General features: G+C 70.8%; 18 protein-coding genes and 1 tRNA gene. 9 read left to right on the top strand and 10 right to left on the bottom strand.

What is annotated here, in order from left to right:
• The first annotated feature begins 12 nt into the window (after positions 1-12).
• From ACTU3I_RS07990 to ACTU3I_RS07980, 3 genes are all read left to right on the top strand, one after another.
• A tRNA-Ser gene (locus tag ACTU3I_RS07990) sits at positions 13-97 on the top strand.
• Positions 98-234: 137 nt separating this feature from the next.
• Positions 235-1,161 carry a helix-turn-helix domain-containing protein gene (locus tag ACTU3I_RS07985; protein ID WP_442925130.1) on the top strand — a complete coding sequence of 309 codons (927 nt, stop codon included), beginning with the start codon at positions 235-237 and terminating at the stop codon, positions 1,159-1,161.
• A gap of 47 nt (positions 1,162-1,208) precedes the next feature.
• Positions 1,209-1,421: a hypothetical protein gene (locus ACTU3I_RS07980; protein WP_442925129.1), complete on the top strand. Its 213-nt coding sequence runs from the start codon at positions 1,209-1,211 to the stop codon at positions 1,419-1,421.
• Positions 1,422-1,482: 61 nt separating this feature from the next.
• Here ACTU3I_RS07980 and ACTU3I_RS07975 read toward each other — a convergent pair whose 3' ends face one another.
• The 5 genes from ACTU3I_RS07975 to ACTU3I_RS07955 form a co-directional block, all read right to left on the bottom strand.
• Positions 1,483-2,598 (bottom strand): fatty acid desaturase family protein, encoded by a 1,116-nt coding sequence (locus tag ACTU3I_RS07975; RefSeq protein ID WP_442925128.1) that lies wholly within the window; start codon positions 2,596-2,598, stop codon positions 1,483-1,485.
• Between the two features lie 180 nt (positions 2,599-2,778).
• Positions 2,779-2,982 carry a cold-shock protein gene (locus ACTU3I_RS07970; protein WP_442925127.1) on the bottom strand — a complete coding sequence of 68 codons (204 nt, stop codon included), beginning with the start codon at positions 2,980-2,982 and terminating at the stop codon, positions 2,779-2,781.
• Between the two features lie 281 nt (positions 2,983-3,263).
• Complete coding sequence (locus tag ACTU3I_RS07965; protein WP_442925126.1) at positions 3,264-3,575, bottom strand: hypothetical protein; 312 nt, start codon at positions 3,573-3,575, stop codon at positions 3,264-3,266.
• Positions 3,576-3,674: 99 nt separating this feature from the next.
• Positions 3,675-4,025 carry a hypothetical protein gene (locus tag ACTU3I_RS07960; protein WP_442925125.1) on the bottom strand — a complete coding sequence of 117 codons (351 nt, stop codon included), beginning with the start codon at positions 4,023-4,025 and terminating at the stop codon, positions 3,675-3,677.
• A 96-nt stretch (positions 4,026-4,121) separates the two neighbouring features.
• On the bottom strand, positions 4,122-5,639 hold the full coding sequence (locus ACTU3I_RS07955; RefSeq protein WP_442925124.1) for a serine/threonine-protein kinase: 1,518 nt from the start codon (positions 5,637-5,639) through the stop codon (positions 4,122-4,124).
• Between the two features lie 157 nt (positions 5,640-5,796).
• Between ACTU3I_RS07955 and chrA the strand changes: the two genes are divergently transcribed.
• Positions 5,797-6,990, top strand: coding sequence for a chromate efflux transporter (gene chrA, locus ACTU3I_RS07950; RefSeq protein ID WP_442925123.1), 1,194 nt, complete (start codon positions 5,797-5,799; stop codon positions 6,988-6,990).
• On the opposite strand, the gene ACTU3I_RS07945 is transcribed toward chrA, so the two are convergent.
• Complete coding sequence (locus tag ACTU3I_RS07945; protein ID WP_442925122.1) at positions 6,908-7,927, bottom strand: arsenic resistance protein; 1,020 nt, start codon at positions 7,925-7,927, stop codon at positions 6,908-6,910. The genes chrA and ACTU3I_RS07945 overlap by 83 nt on opposite strands.
• A gap of 74 nt (positions 7,928-8,001) precedes the next feature.
• On the opposite strand from ACTU3I_RS07945, the gene ACTU3I_RS07940 reads away from it, so the two are divergent.
• The gene (locus ACTU3I_RS07940; RefSeq protein WP_442925121.1) at positions 8,002-8,712 is read left to right on the top strand and encodes a VIT1/CCC1 transporter family protein; all 711 of its coding nucleotides are present in this window, start codon (positions 8,002-8,004) and stop codon (positions 8,710-8,712) included.
• A gap of 5 nt (positions 8,713-8,717) precedes the next feature.
• On the opposite strand, the gene ACTU3I_RS07935 is transcribed toward ACTU3I_RS07940, so the two are convergent.
• Positions 8,718-9,476, bottom strand: coding sequence for an MBL fold metallo-hydrolase (locus ACTU3I_RS07935; protein ID WP_442925120.1), 759 nt, complete (start codon positions 9,474-9,476; stop codon positions 8,718-8,720).
• 130 nt (positions 9,477-9,606) lie between these two features.
• Here ACTU3I_RS07935 and ACTU3I_RS07930 point away from each other — a divergent pair, with 130 nt between their 5' ends.
• The gene (locus ACTU3I_RS07930) at positions 9,607-10,563 is read left to right on the top strand and encodes an SDR family NAD(P)-dependent oxidoreductase (RefSeq protein ID WP_442925119.1); all 957 of its coding nucleotides are present in this window, start codon (positions 9,607-9,609) and stop codon (positions 10,561-10,563) included.
• Here the strand turns inward: ACTU3I_RS07930 and ACTU3I_RS07925 are convergent, their stop codons facing one another.
• Both ACTU3I_RS07925 and ACTU3I_RS07920 read right to left on the bottom strand, forming a co-directional pair.
• A complete protein-coding gene (locus tag ACTU3I_RS07925; RefSeq protein ID WP_442925118.1) occupies positions 10,564-11,088 on the bottom strand; it encodes a DUF2231 domain-containing protein in 525 nt (174 codons plus the stop codon).
• On the bottom strand, positions 11,085-11,966 hold the full coding sequence (locus ACTU3I_RS07920) for a manganese catalase family protein (RefSeq protein ID WP_442925117.1): 882 nt from the start codon (positions 11,964-11,966) through the stop codon (positions 11,085-11,087). Before ACTU3I_RS07920 ends, ACTU3I_RS07925 begins: the two co-directional genes overlap by 4 nt.
• A gap of 238 nt (positions 11,967-12,204) precedes the next feature.
• Between ACTU3I_RS07920 and ACTU3I_RS07915 the strand changes: the two genes are divergently transcribed.
• The 3 genes from ACTU3I_RS07915 to ACTU3I_RS07905 are packed head-to-tail and all read left to right on the top strand — an operon-like array spanning position 12,205 to position 14,434.
• Complete coding sequence (locus ACTU3I_RS07915; protein ID WP_442925116.1) at positions 12,205-13,251, top strand: iron-containing redox enzyme family protein; 1,047 nt, start codon at positions 12,205-12,207, stop codon at positions 13,249-13,251.
• A complete protein-coding gene (locus tag ACTU3I_RS07910) occupies positions 13,248-13,448 on the top strand; it encodes a CDGSH iron-sulfur domain-containing protein (protein ID WP_442925115.1) in 201 nt (66 codons plus the stop codon). The genes ACTU3I_RS07915 and ACTU3I_RS07910 overlap by 4 nt, the downstream gene beginning before the upstream one ends.
• Positions 13,445-14,434 (top strand): glycosyltransferase, encoded by a 990-nt coding sequence (locus tag ACTU3I_RS07905; RefSeq protein ID WP_442925114.1) that lies wholly within the window; start codon positions 13,445-13,447, stop codon positions 14,432-14,434. Before ACTU3I_RS07910 ends, ACTU3I_RS07905 begins: the two co-directional genes overlap by 4 nt.
• Here ACTU3I_RS07905 and ACTU3I_RS07900 read toward each other — a convergent pair.
• Positions 14,409-15,584: an alcohol dehydrogenase catalytic domain-containing protein gene (locus ACTU3I_RS07900; protein ID WP_442925113.1), complete on the bottom strand. Its 1,176-nt coding sequence runs from the start codon at positions 15,582-15,584 to the stop codon at positions 14,409-14,411. The genes ACTU3I_RS07905 and ACTU3I_RS07900 overlap by 26 nt on opposite strands.
• Between the last annotated feature and the right edge of the window lie 210 nt (positions 15,585-15,794).

The following is a 15,794-nucleotide window of genomic DNA, read 5'->3' as shown; positions in this document are numbered from 1 at the left end:
TCCGGGGCTGCTGGAGGATTCGCCTAGTGGCCTATGGCGCACGCTTGGAAAGCGTGTTGAGTGAAAGCTCTCAGGGGTTCGAATCCCCTATCCTCCGCCGATTTTCGCACGAGACTGCACCGCCGCCACGAAACTACGTGCGCCGGATGCAGTCTCGTGGCGCGCGCGCAGTCTCACGCGCCGCGAAGACGGCGGTATGGTCGGATCACGCCAACGGAGGCGGCGGGAGGTGGCATGCGGATCGAGACGTTCCATGCCGCGGTGCCCGAGTTCGCCGAAGACCGCATCCGCGAGCAGTTCGGGACCGTCTCGATGTCGGCGACGCGCATCTCCTTCGAGCAGTGGAGCGCCAGCGAGGATCGATTCGCACTGCTGCGGATGCGGCTGGACGGACGATTCTCGTTCGCCGGTGAGGTGCCGATGGTGGTCATCTCGTCGGGCACCGGGTCGTACCGGTGGGACGTGGGCCGGCACTCCGGAGACGCCACCCAGACCCCGATGGCCTGCGGACCCGGAGTGCGCGCGGCATCGTGCATCACCGATGCGGACGTGCACGTGGTGAACCTGGAGGTTGCGTCCCTGGAAACGTCTCTCCGGGCGCTGTGCGCCGACGACGCGCGGGAGTTGTCACTGCGCACCCAAGCTCGCGACGCGGATGCCGCACTGCGGTGGCGCACGGCGGCTCTCGTGGCGATGACGGAGGCGAACCTCGGACATCTCGAATCCGACCTGATCCGAGCGCGCACCTACACGGCGCTGGCCGCGACCGCCCTCGAGGTCTTCGCGCCGGGCGGCGAGCGTCGGGAGCGTTCGCTCACCCGCGGCGAGTTGAGCGCCATCCACCGGCGCGCTCGCCAGTTCATCGACGACAGCGCCGCCCTTCCGATCACGGCGGAGGACGTCGCGGTGGCGGCCCGTGCCTGCGCACGAGACGTCGATCGCGCCTTCCGTGCGCGGGACCCACGGCACCGGTCGATGGACGACTACCTCCTGCGCGTCCGTCTGCAAGGGGCCCACGACGACCTGTCCCGGGCAGACCCGTCGCGAGGCGACACGATCGCGGAGGTCGCCCTGCGGTGGGGGTTCGGATGGCCCCGCCACTTCGCCGACAGGCATGCCGCCGTCTTCGGCACGACCCCGGGCCAGGTTCTCGAGCGCTGATACGACTGCCTGTGGACGCTCACATGTGAACGGCCTACGGTGGGGTCATGAGCACCTCTGCCGCGCGACCCCCCAACCCCGCCTCCCCCTCCCGACGGGCTTCCGTCCGCCCCCGCCCCGGACACCTCACCGCACTTCCCCCCCACCCCGCCGACGAGGCCGAGAACTCCGCCTCGCTCGATGACGCCGAGACCGCCGCCGCATCGACGCACGGTCCCGCCAGCAAACCGATCTCGATCTCGTCGGTTCGCCCCCTCTGATTCCGCACGAAAAGCCCCTCTCGCCGAAGCGAGAGGGGCTTTCTACGTCCGCGGAGTCTTCTCAGATGCCGCGCAGCTGGCCACGGGTCGGGCAGTCGAACGGGTCGCGCGCGGCGAGGCCGACGCGATTGAGGTACGAGATCACGATGCCGTAGGAACGCAACAGCGACGTCTCGGTGTACGGCACGTCCAGCGTCTCGCAGGCGTCACGGACGATGTCGCGAGCGCGGGAGAGGTAGGGGCGCGCCATGCTCGGGAAGAGGTGGTGCTCGACCTGGTAGTTCAGGCCGCCCATGAGGGCGGTCGCCCACCATCCCCCGCGAACGTTGCGGGAGGTGCGCACCTGCTTGGTGAAGAAGTCGATGCGGGCGTCGGGGGCGATGATCGGCATGCCCTTGTGGTTGGGGGCGAAGGACGCTCCCATGTAGACACCGAACACCGCCAGCTGCACGCCGATGAAGGCGAAGGCCATACCCAGCGGCAGGAAGAGGAAGACCGGCACGATCACGACGGCCAGGCGCAGGAGGATGAGCGAGAGCTCCATCCAACGGCCGGGAAGAGGACCGCGCGTGGTCACGAGGTGCTTGATGCTGAGGAAGTGGAGGTTCAGGCCCTCGAGGGTGAGGAGCGGGAAGAAGAACCACCCCTGATGCTGCGTGATGAATCGAACCAGGCCCCGCGCTTTCGCCGCGTCATCTTCGACGAAGGAGATCGTGTCGATCTCGATGTCGGGGTCTTTGCCCACGCGGTTGGGGTTGGCGTGGTGACGACTGTGCTTGGAGTTCCACCACGAGTAGCTCATGCCGACCAGTCCGGGTCCGATGATCCGGGACAGCCGGTCGTTCGCGGGTCCGGACGCCAGGATCTGACGGTGGGCGGCTTCATGCGCGAGGAAGGCGACCTGCGTGAAGAGGATGCCGAGCGCCCCGGCGATCAGCAGCTGGAACCAGCTGTCGCCCAGCAGGATGAACCCGGTGATCGCACCGCCGAAGCCCACCAGGATGGCGCCGGCCACGGCCGCGTAGAAGAGCGGGGCGCGTCGAAGCAGACCCATCTCCTTGGCCACCTGCGACACCTGTGTGTAGGCCCGAGCTACCGGAGGAAAGCTCTTCTCGCTGGCGTAGGTCTGGCGTACGCGCCCCAGCGTGGCCTCGATAGGTGCGACGGTGGCTGTCATGCGACTCCTGATGTTCTGCAGCGAGACTCGGGAGTCGAAGCTGGCGTGAGCGGGGCGGGGGGTGCCTCGAGGACGACCCTACGCGGTTCACATGCCGCAAAACGGATACGCCACCGATGTACAGCCACTGCACAGGCCCCGGACGGATGCGGCGGGCTGACACCCGCCGCATCCGGGGTATCACACGGCGCGGATGCGCGAGGCCTGGGGGCCCTTGGGGCCGCTCTCGACGTCGAACTCCACGCGCTGGTTCTCTTCCAGCGAACGGAAGCCGCCGCCGTCGATCGCGCTGTAGTGCGCGAACACGTCGGGCGTGCCGTCCTCGGGCGCGATGAAGCCGTAGCCCTTCTCCGCGTTGAACCACTTCACCGTTCCGAATGTCATCGGATCTCTCTTTCGTAAGGCTGGGCCGCGACAGCGACCCGATTGACCGCGCCGGAAATGCCGCGGAGTCGGAGGCGGGCGGTATCGCCCGGCAGAGGGGGGCGTCGCCACAACACCGCAGAAACGGAGAGGCGACGCGAGGGGCTGAACTGGGAGGTGATGAAGAAGATTCGATTCAATCGGGCGATCCGGAGCCGGATCTGGAGGCTGGTCAGATTGACCGCGTTGTCCACCCTAACGCAGAACTCGCGCAGCGCGAAGAGCTGCGCGGACCTTTCGTGTCAGGGCACGTCGTTCCAGTCGAGATCGGAGACCCGCGCGGCCGCTGCCGCTGCGCGTCGCCGGATGCTCCAGGCCGCGAACTCCTCGCCCTCCAGCGACAGGCCGAGTTCGGGCTCGCTCTTGACAGCGAGGAGCGGGACGCCCTTGCCCAGCGTCACCCACGCTTGGCCCGGCTGACCATCCAGGAGCGCCGGGAAGGAGACGAGCTCGGTGCGGTCCTGCTCGGAGAGCACCCGCAGATACTCCAGCAGCGCCTCGGCGACCTCGTCGCTCGTGGCCACTCTCGCGCCCGTGACGAAGATGTCGAACATGCGGTTCCCGTCAGCCGATGCGAATGTCGAACGCGCTCCATCCTGGCGGTCCGCCGTGCGCGGCGGTAGGTCTTGACACCCATCGTCGCGGCGCTTCCGTCAGGGGGTCTCAGCCGCCGCCACCTCGCGGTCGTGCTCGCGGGACTTCGCCTCGAAGTGACGGCACAGCCGAGAGGCCAGCTCGAGTTCGCGGGCCAGCGCGGCCACCCGGTCGGCATCCATCGACAGATCCTCGAGGCGGGCCTCGAAGGTGACCTCCCAGCGCGGATCGCCTCGTCCGACGGGCTGCATGAAGACTCCGGTCGGCGCGTTCTGCAGGCGCACGATCACCAGTCCGGTGTCGCTGCCGTCACTGCCGTCCTGCAGCGCCACATGGCCGAGCAGTTCGCTGCCGTACGCGGGGAACTCCTGTAGCCAGTCCTCCAGAACCGCCTTGGTCCGATAGGGCATGCCGTTCTCCTCGTCGGGGTAGCGGCCGCACATCACCGGCCGCGAGGGGACACTATCAAGGAATCCGGGCCCTCGCGGGTACCACGACTCCCTCGATCAGGGCGCGCCGCCAGCGGGGCCGGATCCCCCGCCGGGCGCGCCCGATTCCGCCTTCTCGGCGGCGCGCTGCGCCTTCTCCGCGTCGCGCTGGGCCTTCTCCGCGGCCTTCGCCTGCTCCCGAGCCGCCTTCTCCGCGGCCTTCTGCGCCTCAGGCTCGGCCTTCTCACCATCGCCGGCGCTTCCGCGCTGCCCATCCGGGCCGGAGGGGACGTGGTCGACGGGCTGCTCGACGACCGGCTCGACGGGCTGCTCGACGGGCTGCTCGACGGGCTGTTCGACGACGGGCACGACAGGGGCGTCGACGACCGGCTGCTCGGTCGGCACCTCCTCCTGCGGAGCCTCCGACGGCTCGCTGACGGCGGGTACGGTGCCGGGAAGCGGTGCGCCTCCGGCCGCCCCGAGGGCCCACAGGCCGACGGAGAGGATCACCACCGCCGCCACGGCAGCCGATCCGAGGACGAGCCACGATCGAAGCGGCCGCCGCCGACGACTCCGCCGACGGACGGCGTGGGAGGCCGCGGGTCCCGGGACGGATGCGACGGAGAACGACGCGGCGGCAGACGCTGAGAGCGCCGGAAGCGGCGGCAGGGGCTGAGTGGCCTCTGGCTCCCCGACTTTCGAGGACTCTCCGTCAGGTCGGGTGACCTCTGGCAGTCGAACGACAGCGGTGGCGACCTCCCACGCGCTCGGGCGGTCGGCCGGGTCGGTGGACGTCATCCGCTGCACCAGCCGGGTCCACTCCGCCCCGACCCACGAGGGGATGGCGGGCGCGGCGTTGAGCCGGGCGAGGACCGCACCGATCCCCGTCGCATGCGGGAAGGCGCGCTGGCCGGTGAGCGCCTCGAGCAGAAGGAGGCCCAGGGCGTAGACGTCCACGGCCGGGGTCACCGGTTCGCCGCGCACCTGCTCGGGGGCGAGGTACGCGCCGGTGCCGATGACGGTTCCGGGCGTCGTCAGACGCGTGCTGTCGATCAGGTAAGCGACGCCGAAGTCGGCGAGCTTGGCGCGGTACTGCCGCCCGGGGAGATTCGTCGGGGCCAGGAGTACGTTGGATGGCTTGACGTCCCGGTGCACGACGCCGGATGCATGCACGACGTGCAGTGCCTCGGCGAGTTCGCCGACGAGCCCCGCCAGCTCTCGGGATGACACGGTCCCGGCCGCGAGCCGCTCCGACAGGCTCGGGCCGTCGACGAACTCCATGACGAGGTAGTCCGCTCCCCCCGGCGCGACGTTGGCATCGTAGAGCGTGACGAGCGACGGATGGTTGAGGCCGGCCAGCACCGTCATCTCGGTGCGCACGCGTGTGGGGCTGACGGCCGGATCGGCCCCCGGCCGCAACAGCTTCACGGCCACGGTCCGCTCGAGCGTCAGGTCGTCCGCGCGGAAGACACGCGCCATGCCGCCCTGACCGACGCAGTCGCGCAGCCGGTACCGGCCGTCGAGCAGCGCGTCGGTGGGCGCGTCATCGGGGTGGGCGTTCACGGGGTCCTCCCTCTCCGCGGGCACGGAGGGCATGGGATGTGGTGCGACGGTACCGCTGGTGACGGCCTTCCCGGGGACGCTTGACGCCGTGGTCCCGGTCTGCAAGCAGCGGCGGGGCGGCGACGGTGGCACACTCGGAGGCATGTCTGCCGTTCACCCGGTGTTTCCGCGGCCGTGCTGAGGTTCTCGGGTGCGCGGCTCAGCGGGTGAGGTGCTGGTGGTGTTCGCCAAGCTGGGCGTCACCTCCTTCGGCGGACCCATCGCGCACCTCGGCTACTTCCGCGACGAGATCGTCACTCGGCGCCGCTGGCTGAGTGAGGAGCACTACGCCGACCTCGTCGCTCTCGGCCAGTTCCTGCCCGGTCCCGCTTCGAGCCAGGTGGGGTTCGCCATCGGGATGCTCCGCGCCGGCGCGGCGGGCGCCCTCGCTGCCTTCGTCGCCTTCACCCTGCCGTCCGCCGCGCTGATGGTCGCCCTCGCCGCGGGTGCGGATCTGCTCGACGGTCCCGGAGCGTCCGGCATCGTGCACGGGCTCACCATCGTCGCCGTGGCGATCGTCGCCCAGGCCGTCTGGGGGATGGCGCGCACGCTGACGCCGGATGCGCGCCGGGCCACTATCGCGCTCGGTGCCGCTGTGCTCGCGCTCGGGGTGGGCGGGACGGCCGGTCAGGTGCTCGCGATCGCGCTGGGGGCGGCCGCGGGCGCGCTGGTGTGCCGCGGAGTACCCCCGTCGGCTGCGTCCTCCACGCTGCGCTTTCCCGTCTCCCCCGCTGCCGGGATCGCCGCGCTCGCGCTGTTCGCGGCAGTACTTGTCGTTCCTCCGGTCCTGACGGCGGTCACCTCCCACGGCGCCGTCGCGCTGTTCGAGGCGTTCTCCCGGGCGGGGGCCCTGGTCTTCGGCGGCGGCCACGTCGTGCTCCCGCTCCTGGAGGCCGCGGTCGTGGGCCCGGGTTGGGTCTCACCCCCGGAATTCCTCACCGGCTACGCAGCGGTGCAGGCCGTGCCAGGTCCGCTGTTCACCTTCGCCGCGTACCTGGGCGCCCTGGCCGATGTCGGGCCGGGCGGTGTCGTCGGCGCGCTGATCGCCACGCTCGCCGTCTTCCTTCCCGGGTTCCTGTTGCTCGTCGGAGTGATGCCGTTCTGGAACCGGATGCGCGGGCACCGCTGGGCCGAGCCCCTGCTGCGCGGCGCCAATGCGGCGGTCGTCGGCATCCTGGCCGCGGCTCTTTACACCCCCGTGTTCACCACCGCGGTGACGGGGGTCCCGTCCTTCTGCCTCGCGCTGGTGTGCTTCGTCCTGCTCACGGCGTGGCGTCTTCCGCCGTGGGTCGTGGTGCTGGTGGGAGCAGCCGGCGGAGCAGCGATCGCCCTCCTGCCGATCTGAAGAGAGGCACCAGAACCACCATCGCCACCAGCTCCACGATCGTCTGGGTGACGACGACGAGCGGCGCGACCGCGTAGGCCGCCGGTAGTGCGAGAGCGAATGGAAGCACGACGAGCGAGTTCCGCGTCGTCGCGCTGAAGGTGACGGCGATCCCGCGGCGCGCATCCAGCCCCGCGATGCGTGCGCCCGCGATTCCGACGAAGGCGGCGGCGATCACGAACACCGCGAACAGCGGCACGACCGTCGCGAGCATGTCCAGGCCGGCGAGGCCTCCGCCGACCTGCGAGGCCGTGACGGCGACGAGGGTCGTGAGAAGCAGGGGCACCATCGCGGCGGCGGATGCGCCCTGCAGCATCCGCGCCGGCCGCCAGCGCCGTGCGGCGCGCTGGGTCAGGCCGGCCAGCAGCGCGGGGATCACGATCAGCACGACGAGGGCGCGCACGAAGGGGGCCGCCTCGATCGCACCGGCGGCCTGAGCGCCTGCGAAGAGCCACAGGTAGACCGGGAGGAGCGCCAGCTGCAGGAGAAGGAGGACGGGGGTGGCGGCGAGCAGGCGCTCGCGAGAGCCGCCCGCCAGTCCCGCGAAGACCACCACGTAGTCCACGCAGGGGGTCAGGAGCACGAGCAGGACGCCGATGAGGACGCCGCGATCGGATGCCACGAGCCGACTGAGGCCGAAAGCGACGAGGGGGACGCACACGAAGTTGACCACGAGGAGTGTGACGAAGAACCGCGCGTCGGTGAGACCTCGCCAGACTCGCGACATCGGCACGCCGAGGAACGTGACGTAGAGGAGGGCCGCGAGCGCCGGCGTGATGACGTGCTCGAGCGGAACCGCCGCGCCCGGCGCCCACATCCCCAGCACGACCGCCCCGGCGACGGCGAGGACGCACAGCACTACCTGGTGTCGTTCCAGCCATTGCGCTGCGCCCTGCATGCGCTCATCCTGGAGCACCGGTCCGCGCCGCGCGAATCCGCCGACCCCGACGTAGCCCGCCGTAGCGTGGAGGCATGAGCGCGCATGGAGACGAACCGCACGGCGCGGGCATCGCGGGAAAGCTGAACTGGCTGCGCGCGGGGGTGCTCGGAGCCAACGACGGCATCGTCTCCGTCGCCGCCATCGCCGTGGGCGTGGCCGCGGCGACGACCGAGACGGCCGCGATCGTGCCGGCAGCGCTGGCGGCGCTCATCGGCGGCGCGTTCTCGATGGCGCTCGGGGAGTACGTCTCGGTCAGCAGCCAGAGCGACAGCGAGCGCGCGCTGATCGCGAAGGAGCGCCACGAACTGCAGACGATGCCCGAGGCCGAACTCGAAGAGCTGGCCGGTCTATATCGGGCACAGGGGCTCACCGCCGATACGGCGCGTCGCGTCGCAGAGGAGCTCACCGCACGGGACGCGCTGCGGGCCCACTTGTCGGCCGAGCTCCACATCGACCCCGACGACCTCGTCAGCCCGTGGCGGGCGGCAGCGGCTTCGGCAGCGGCGTTCCTCGTGGGCGGGATCCTCCCGTTCCTGACGATTCTGCTTCCCGCCGGCATCCGGATCCCCGTCACGTTCCTCGTCGTCCTCGCAGCCCTCGCGCTCACCGGCGCGGTCGGCGCCCGCATCGGCGGCAGTCGTGTCACGCGCGGCACGCTGCGCGTGGTGGTCGGAGGCGCGTTGGCGCTGGCGGCGACCTTCGCCCTCGGTGCGCTGCTGGACAGCTCCGGGCTCGTCGCCTGACGGCCTCAGGCGACGCCGGCCTCGACAGCCGACCTCACCGCGCGTCGCGCACCCGCGGTGAACGGGTCCCCGTGCCCCGGCGCGACGATCCGGGCCCCTGTGGCGGCGAGGTTTCCCAGCGCGGCCAGGGCGGTCGCCGCATCCGCCGTCGCGGCGCGTGCCACGATGCGTGGCCCGGTGGCGCCGGTGTAGGGGTCGTAGGTCACCAGCGCGTCGCCGCTGAAGAGCACGCCCTGTCCGGGGAGCACAAACCCGCAGTGACCGTAGGTGTGACCGGGTGAGGCCACCGGAACGAGCCCGCCGAGCAGGACCGCACCCGGGCCGGGCCGCACGTCCCCGTGCGCGCGCACGCCGTGCACCGCGAGAGCTCCGGCCGCGACCATGCGGCCGAGGGGCCCCAGCGCACGGGGATGCCGGAACGGGTAGGCCAGGCGCGGCCGTTCGTGATCGTAGGAATAGGGATGCGCCGCGAGCTCCACATCCTTCTCATGGATGTGGAGCGGGATGTGATGATCCCGCCACAGCCGCTCGCACATCCCGACGTGATCGAAATGGCCGTGCGTGAGGTACACCGACACGAGGTCGTCGGCGGAGAGGCCCCACGACTGGAGTGCTGCGGTCAGCAGGGGCCACGAGCGCGGGAGCCCGGCATCGACGAGCACGGGCCCATCCGTCGAACGGACGAGATAGCAGTTCACCGCGGCGCGGGTGATGCGCAGAACACCCTCCGCAACGGGGAACACGCCGTCTGGGTTACGAGCCATGGAGCACACCCTGCGGCCGGCCGGGTGACCCTCCGACGGGGTTGTGCCGCCAGGACGCGCCTGGTATCCGCCGAGGCGCGCCGCTGTCAACCCGCTGCCCGCCGACGGATGCGGCCTCTTGGCTGGGGTCATGCGCCTCCCCGATCGCGTCGTGGTCATCCCCGGCGGCTCCCGCGGCATCGGCCGCGCCACCGCGATCGCGTTCGCGCGTCGCGGGGCACGGCTCGTTCTCGCCGCGCGAGGCTCGCAGGCGCTCGAGGCGGCCGCCGCGGAATGCCGACGCCACGGCGCCGAGGTCGTCACGGTGACGGCCGACTTGACCGAGCCGGCCGACGTCGCTCGCCTCGTCCGCGCCGCGATCGACCGGTTCGGCCGCATCGACGTCTGGGTGGGCGCGGCGGGGGTCTTCGCGTACGGGTCGGTCGAGCAGCTTCCCACCGACGTCTTCCGGCGCGTGATCGAGACGAACCTGCTCGCTCACGTCGACGCCGTCCGCGCGGTGCTCCCGCAGCTGCGTTCGCAGGGCACGGGGCGCATCGTTCTCATCGGGTCGCTGTTCTCCCGCCTCACCGCGCCCTATGCGTCGGCCTACGTGGCCAGCAAGTACGCCCTGCGCGGGTTCGCTCGGGCACTTCGCCAGGAGCTCCTGGACAGTCCGGGAATCGACGTGCGCATCGTGCTGCCCGCGACCATCGACACCGAGATCTACCAGCGCGCCGCCAACTTCACGCGGCTCACGCCCCATCCCCTGCCGCCGGTGTCCTCCCCGGATCGGGTGGCGCGGGCGATCATGCGCGCGTCATCCGGTCGCGGACGGCACAGCGTGCAGGTCGGTACGCTGCAATCGGCCATGACGGTGCTCTCCGCCGCGGCTCCGCGGGTGTACGACCGCGTCATCTCGGTTCTGGTGCAGACGCTCGGCCTACGACGGCCCCCCACCGCGCCGACTCCCGGCGTCCTCGTGGTCCCGCACGCGGATGCGGGTGCACGCACGGGCGGATGGCGCTCGCGGCGGGCCCGCGCGTCCGCCGCCATGATCGGTGCCGGCGCCGCGTTCGTGCTCCTCCGTCCGCGACGCCGGCACTGATCAGGAGCGCTCGAATCCTTCTCGTTGCGTCGCCTCATCGGCCACGCGCACGCCCCAGCGGTACGACAGCTTTCCGCCGAGCCATCCGGATGCTCCCAGCACCGCCAACGCGATGACGCTGAGGACGACGGCACCTCCCGGGATGTGGTCATCGTCGGCGAATCGCACGACAGCACCGACGGCGAACAGCAGCGCGGCCGCGGTGTTGAGGGCGAGGTGGATGAGCCCGGTCCGGCGAGCCGGGGTTTGCGGGGCGATGCGGGACAGATCCAGCAGTCCCCAGAAAGCGGCCACGACCGCGCCGATAAGGCCGATCACGATCAAGACACGGGCTCCCACCGCAGACGGTTCCGCGTCCTCGGACGCCAGTCCGAGGACGTCGAAGACGATCGACGCTGTCCACGCGCCGATCGGAATCGTCACCGCGATGGGGTGGAAGGGATGGCCGTACGGACCGGCGAGCGGAGTGCGCGGCACCTTCGCACTCCGCATCGCCGGCAGCCCGGTGCCCGGAGAGGCGCTCATTCCTTCTTCAGGGCGTCCTGGGCCCGGCCGGCCAGCTTCTCCACCGTGTTCGGCAGCTCGGTGGTGCCGTAGAAGCGCACGTCGGGGTGCGTGGGAGGCGGCAGGGGCACCTGGGACTGCGGCTCGGGTACGTAGGTGAATTCGCCCTTGCCGTCGGGCGTGGGTCCCGCCGCCCAGCGTCCCTCCGCGGCCGCCTGTCCGTCCGAGAAGTTGATGTACTGGTACGACACGTCGCGGTCCTCCTTCTCGAGGGGGAAGTTGCTCGGCACCGGGAGCGACTCGACACCCTCCTCCTGCAGCTCCGCGGCGGCGGCGAGCCACTGGTTCTGGTGCATCGTGTCGCGAGCCAACAGGAAGGCCAGCAGGTCGCGCACGCCGTGGTCGTCGGTCATGTGGTACAGCCGCGCGACCTGCACGCGCCCCTGCATCTCCGCGTTCGCATTGGCGGTGAAGTCGGCCAGGAGGTTGCCGCTGGCGGTGATGTAGCTTCCCTGCCAGGGATTGCCCATGCTGTCCACCGCCCGCGCCCCGGCGCCGGCGACGATCCCGTGCTGGATGTCGGTACCGCCGACGACCGCGGCCACGGTGGGGTCGCTCTGGACCGCCTCGTCGGTGATGCCCAGCGGCGACTTCTCCAGCAGCTGCGCGATCATGACCGCGAGCATCTCCACGTGCCCCATCTCCTCGGCACCGATCCCGAACACGAGGTCGCGGTACTTTCCGGGGATGTGCATATTCCACGCCTGGAACTGGTACTGCAGGGCGACGGTGATCTCGCCGTACTGCCCGCCGAGCACCTCCTGGAGCTTGCGGGCGTAGACCGCGTCGGGCTTGTCCGGGCTCGCTTTGTGCTGCAGCTCCTGCCGATGGAAGAACATCGCATCTCTCCTTCGCGCCGTCGGGGGGATGGTCGGTCGACCGGGGTGGCGCGTGCGTCCCACCCAAGGCGTGTCGGGGCCGATCCGCCACGGGGGTTGTCCTGCGGACGCGACGGGTGCACAATCCGCGCGAGAGCCCGCGGGGCGGACGCCCGCCGCTGTGCTTGTCAAGGGCACCGGCCGACCTCCGCTCGTGCGGGAGAGTGCAGGTATCTCCCCAGGAAGAACGGAGCCCTCCGTGACCGTGCTCGATCTGGTCCCCTCCGCCGTCGGCGTGCCCTTCTCGCCCCGCGGGCCCCTGAGCGACGCCGTGCTGCGCCGCCTCACCCTCGCCGCCGCCCCCTCGGAGCTCGCCGACCTCGCCGCCGCCGCCGTCGCGGCGACCGCCGCGGTCAGCGACGACGACGACGTCCAGCTCGCCCTGTTCGCCCTGTATGCCTCGGCGTACGGCTCGATAGACGGATTCTCCGCCGACCTCGAATGGGACCCCGAGCTCGTCGAGGTGCGGCGCGTGCTGGAGACGGCGTTCGAGGACGAACTGCGGTCCACCGTGCCGCTGCCCCCGCTTCCCGAACCCACGGCCGATGCGGTCGCCCGCGCACTCTTCGCGCTCACATCCGCCGACAGCGGTCCGAGTCTGTCGCGGTATATGGCCCGCAAGGCGAGCGCAGGCGAGGCGCGGGAGTTCTTCATCCAACGCTCCGTCTACACGCTCCGCGAGGCAGATCCGCACTCCTGGGCGATCCCGCGGCTGCGTGGACGGGCCAAGGCGGCCCTCGTGGAGATCCAGTCCGACGAGTACGGCGGCGGCCGGCCCGAGCGGATGCACGCGACGATCTTCGCTGCCGCGATGCGCGGTGCCGGACTCGATGACTCGTACGGTGCCTATGTCGACGCCGTGCCGGCCGTCACGCTGGCGTCGCTGAACACCATGTCGATGTTCGGCATGAATCGTCGCCTGCTCGGCGCTATCGTCGGGCACCTCGCCGCGTTCGAGATGACGTCCTCTATACCGAACAAGTTTTACGCCGACGGTCTTCGCCGGCTGGGATACAGCGAGGACGTGACGGAGTACTTCGACGAGCACGTCGAGGCGGATGCGGTGCACGAGCAGATCGCAGGAAGGGACCTGGCCGGAAGTCTCGCGGAGGACCGCCCCGATCTCCTCCCGGACATCGTCTTCGGCGCGGCCGCATGCCTCGTCGTGGATGGGCGGGTGGGCTCCCATATGCTCGACTGCTGGTCGCGCGGCGAGACGTCGCTGCGAGAAGGAGCGCGCCCGTGAACGGCCCGCCGGTCACCATCACGGCCTACGCCGACGGTCCACTCCTCGTGCGCGGCGACGTCGAACTGCTCGACGCCGACGGGGCGCCGATCCCTCGGCGGCGCCGTACGGTGGCTCTCTGCCGTTGCGGGTTGTCTGCCATCAAGCCCTTCTGCGACGGCACCCACAAGCCCGCGGGATTCCGCACCGAGGAGTGACCGCGATCGAGGCGGAGTACATCCTGCCGCTGAAATGGAGCGATGACGCCGCCCTCGCCGACGTCACCGAATACCTCGCGCAGCTGTCGACCTGGGTCGACGTGACGATCGTCGACGGATCGTCACTCGCACGCTTCAACGCCCACGCGCGGGCATGGGGGCGCTTCGTGCGTCACGTGCCGGTCGCCGTCACCGCGGGCGCGAACGGCAAGGTGCGCGGCGTCCTCACCGGTCTGGCCATCGCGCGGCACGAGCGCGTCATTCTCGCCGACGACGACGTGCGGTACGACGAGGCCTCCCTGCGCGCGGTCGTGGACGCCCTGACGGATGCCGACATGGTCAGGCCACAGAATCATTTCGTCCCCCTCCCCTGGCATGCGCGATGGGACACCGGCCGGATGCTGCTCAATCGCGCGCTCGCGGCGGACTATCCCGGCACATACGGAGTCCGCCGATCGGCGCTGGAGCGCACCGGCGGGTATGACGCCGACGTCCTCTTCGAGAACCTCGAGATGGAGCGGACCCTCCGCGCCGCCGGCGCGCGCGTGGCGATCCGCCGCGACATCCTCATCGCGCGCCGTCCGCCCAGCGCGCGGCACTTCCTGTCGCAGCGCGTGCGACAGGCGTACGACGACTTTGCTCAGCCGGTGCGCCTCGCTGTCGAGGCGTCGCTCCTGCCGCTCGTCGTCGCGACATTCCGCCGCCGATCCGTCCCGATCGTCCTCGCCGGCGCCGTCGCGCTCGCGGAGATCGGAAGGCGCCGCGCGGGGGGTCGCGCGGTCTTCCCCCCGACGAGCGCTCTCTGGGCGCCCGCGTGGGTGGCCGAGCGCAGCGTCACGGTGTGGGCAGCCCTCGTCCTCCGCATCCGCGGCGGGGTACGGTACGGGGGTCGCCGCATCGCACGCGCAGCCACGCCCATGCGCACTCTGCGCGCACGGCACGGGCGGTGCCGGCCCGGCCTCAGCGGGGTTCGAGAACGACCTTGATGCACCCGTCCTGCTTCTTCTGGAACTTCTCGTAGAGGCCGGGAGCGTCCTCCAGCGGAGCCCGATGGGTGACGAGCTGCTCCGTCCCGAGCGGATCGGACGGGTCCTCCACCAGGGGAAGCAGGTCGTCGATCCACCGTTTGACGTTGCACTGGCCCATCCGCAGCGACAGTTGCTTGTCGAACATCGTCTTCATCGGGAGGACGTCGGCATCGCCGGCGTAGACGCCGCTGATCGACACGGTGCCGCCGCGGCGCACGAGGTCGATGGCGGAGTGGAGGGCAGCCAGCCGGTCGATGCCGGCGTTCTCCATGAGCGGCTTCGCGACAGCGTCGGGGAGGAGCCCGATCGCCTGATGCGCGAACTGCACCCCCGGGTTGCCGTGCGCCTCGAGCCCCACCGCATCCAGGACTGCGTCGGCGCCGCGGCCCTCCGTCACGTCGCGCACCCGCGCGAGGGTGTCTTCGTCCTCCCACGCCTCGACGCCGAAACGCGCCGCGAGCTCACGTCGCTCGGGCACGGGGTCGATCCCGATCACCCGGTGACCCAGGTGCACCCCGATGCGGGCGGCGAACTGCCCGACGGGGCCGAGTCCCAGGACGACCAGAGTGCCGTTCTCCTGCAGGTTGGCGTACTGCACACCCTGCCACGCGGTGGGGAGGATGTCGCTGAGGAAGAGGTAGCGATCTTCCGGGAGGTCCTTTCCCACGAGAATTGTGTTGTAGTCCGCGAGCGGCACCCGCAGCATGCCCGCCTGCCCGCCCGGAACCTGCCCGTAGAGCTTCGTATAGCCGAAGAGCGATGCGCCGGAGCCGTACTCGGTCACCTGCGTGGTCTCGCACTGCGACTGCAAGCCGTGCCGGCACATGAAGCAGTGCCCGCACGCGATGTTGAACGGCACGACGACGCGGTCGCCCGGACGAAGCGTCGACACGCCGTCGCCCACCTCTTCGACGACTCCCATCGCCTCGTGCCCCAGGATGTCGCCCGGGTCCAGGAACGGCCCGAAGAGTTCATACAGATGCAGGTCCGACCCGCAGATCGCCGTCGACGTGATGCGGACGATCGCGTCGGTCGGCAGCTGCACCGTCGGATCGGCCACCTCCCGCACGTCCACCGACCGCTTGCCCTGCCACGTCAACGCCTTCATCGTCCGCTCCGTCCCGCGGAGCGCGCATCGCTTCCGCCGGTCGAGCCTGTCGCGATCCGGTTCTTACGGCGCGGGGATTGACAGGGGTCCGGGGCGGGCGTACCCACGGCGCCGAGATGCAGCAGGCGATGAGCCGATCCTTCGGGCGGTCGCCCGCGCGGACGGACGCCGCCAGATCGTACGCCAGCAGGCTGACGCCCGACACCTGTC

The sequence above is a fragment of the Microbacterium sp. RD1 genome (assembly GCF_052220165.1).
Taxonomy (GTDB): domain Bacteria; phylum Actinomycetota; class Actinomycetes; order Actinomycetales; family Microbacteriaceae; genus Microbacterium.
Note: the sequence above shows the minus strand (reverse complement) of the source record. Positions and strands in the feature narration are given on the sequence as shown.

Excerpts from the sequence above, each read along its gene's own strand:
- ACTU3I_RS07985 (WP_442925130.1), top strand. The coding sequence starts at position 235 with ATGCGGATCGAGACGTTCCATGCCGCGGTGCCCGAGTTCGCCGAAGAC.
- ACTU3I_RS07980 (WP_442925129.1), top strand. The coding sequence starts at position 1,209 with ATGAGCACCTCTGCCGCGCGACCCCCCAACCCCGCCTCCCCCTCCCGA.
- ACTU3I_RS07975 (WP_442925128.1), bottom strand. The coding sequence starts at position 2,598 with ATGACAGCCACCGTCGCACCTATCGAGGCCACGCTGGGGCGCGTACGC.
- ACTU3I_RS07970 (WP_442925127.1), bottom strand. The coding sequence starts at position 2,982 with ATGACATTCGGAACGGTGAAGTGGTTCAACGCGGAGAAGGGCTACGGC.
- ACTU3I_RS07965 (WP_442925126.1), bottom strand. The coding sequence starts at position 3,575 with ATGTTCGACATCTTCGTCACGGGCGCGAGAGTGGCCACGAGCGACGAG.
- ACTU3I_RS07960 (WP_442925125.1), bottom strand. The coding sequence starts at position 4,025 with ATGCCCTATCGGACCAAGGCGGTTCTGGAGGACTGGCTACAGGAGTTC.
- ACTU3I_RS07955 (WP_442925124.1), bottom strand. The coding sequence starts at position 5,639 with ATGCCCTCCGTGCCCGCGGAGAGGGAGGACCCCGTGAACGCCCACCCC.
- ACTU3I_RS07945 (WP_442925122.1), bottom strand. The coding sequence starts at position 7,927 with ATGCAGGGCGCAGCGCAATGGCTGGAACGACACCAGGTAGTGCTGTGC.
- ACTU3I_RS07940 (WP_442925121.1), top strand. The coding sequence starts at position 8,002 with ATGAGCGCGCATGGAGACGAACCGCACGGCGCGGGCATCGCGGGAAAG.
- ACTU3I_RS07935 (WP_442925120.1), bottom strand. The coding sequence starts at position 9,476 with ATGGCTCGTAACCCAGACGGCGTGTTCCCCGTTGCGGAGGGTGTTCTG.
- ACTU3I_RS07930 (WP_442925119.1), top strand. The coding sequence starts at position 9,607 with ATGCGCCTCCCCGATCGCGTCGTGGTCATCCCCGGCGGCTCCCGCGGC.
- ACTU3I_RS07925 (WP_442925118.1), bottom strand. The coding sequence starts at position 11,088 with ATGAGCGCCTCTCCGGGCACCGGGCTGCCGGCGATGCGGAGTGCGAAG.
- ACTU3I_RS07920 (WP_442925117.1), bottom strand. The coding sequence starts at position 11,966 with ATGTTCTTCCATCGGCAGGAGCTGCAGCACAAAGCGAGCCCGGACAAG.
- ACTU3I_RS07900 (WP_442925113.1), bottom strand. The coding sequence starts at position 15,584 with ATGAAGGCGTTGACGTGGCAGGGCAAGCGGTCGGTGGACGTGCGGGAG.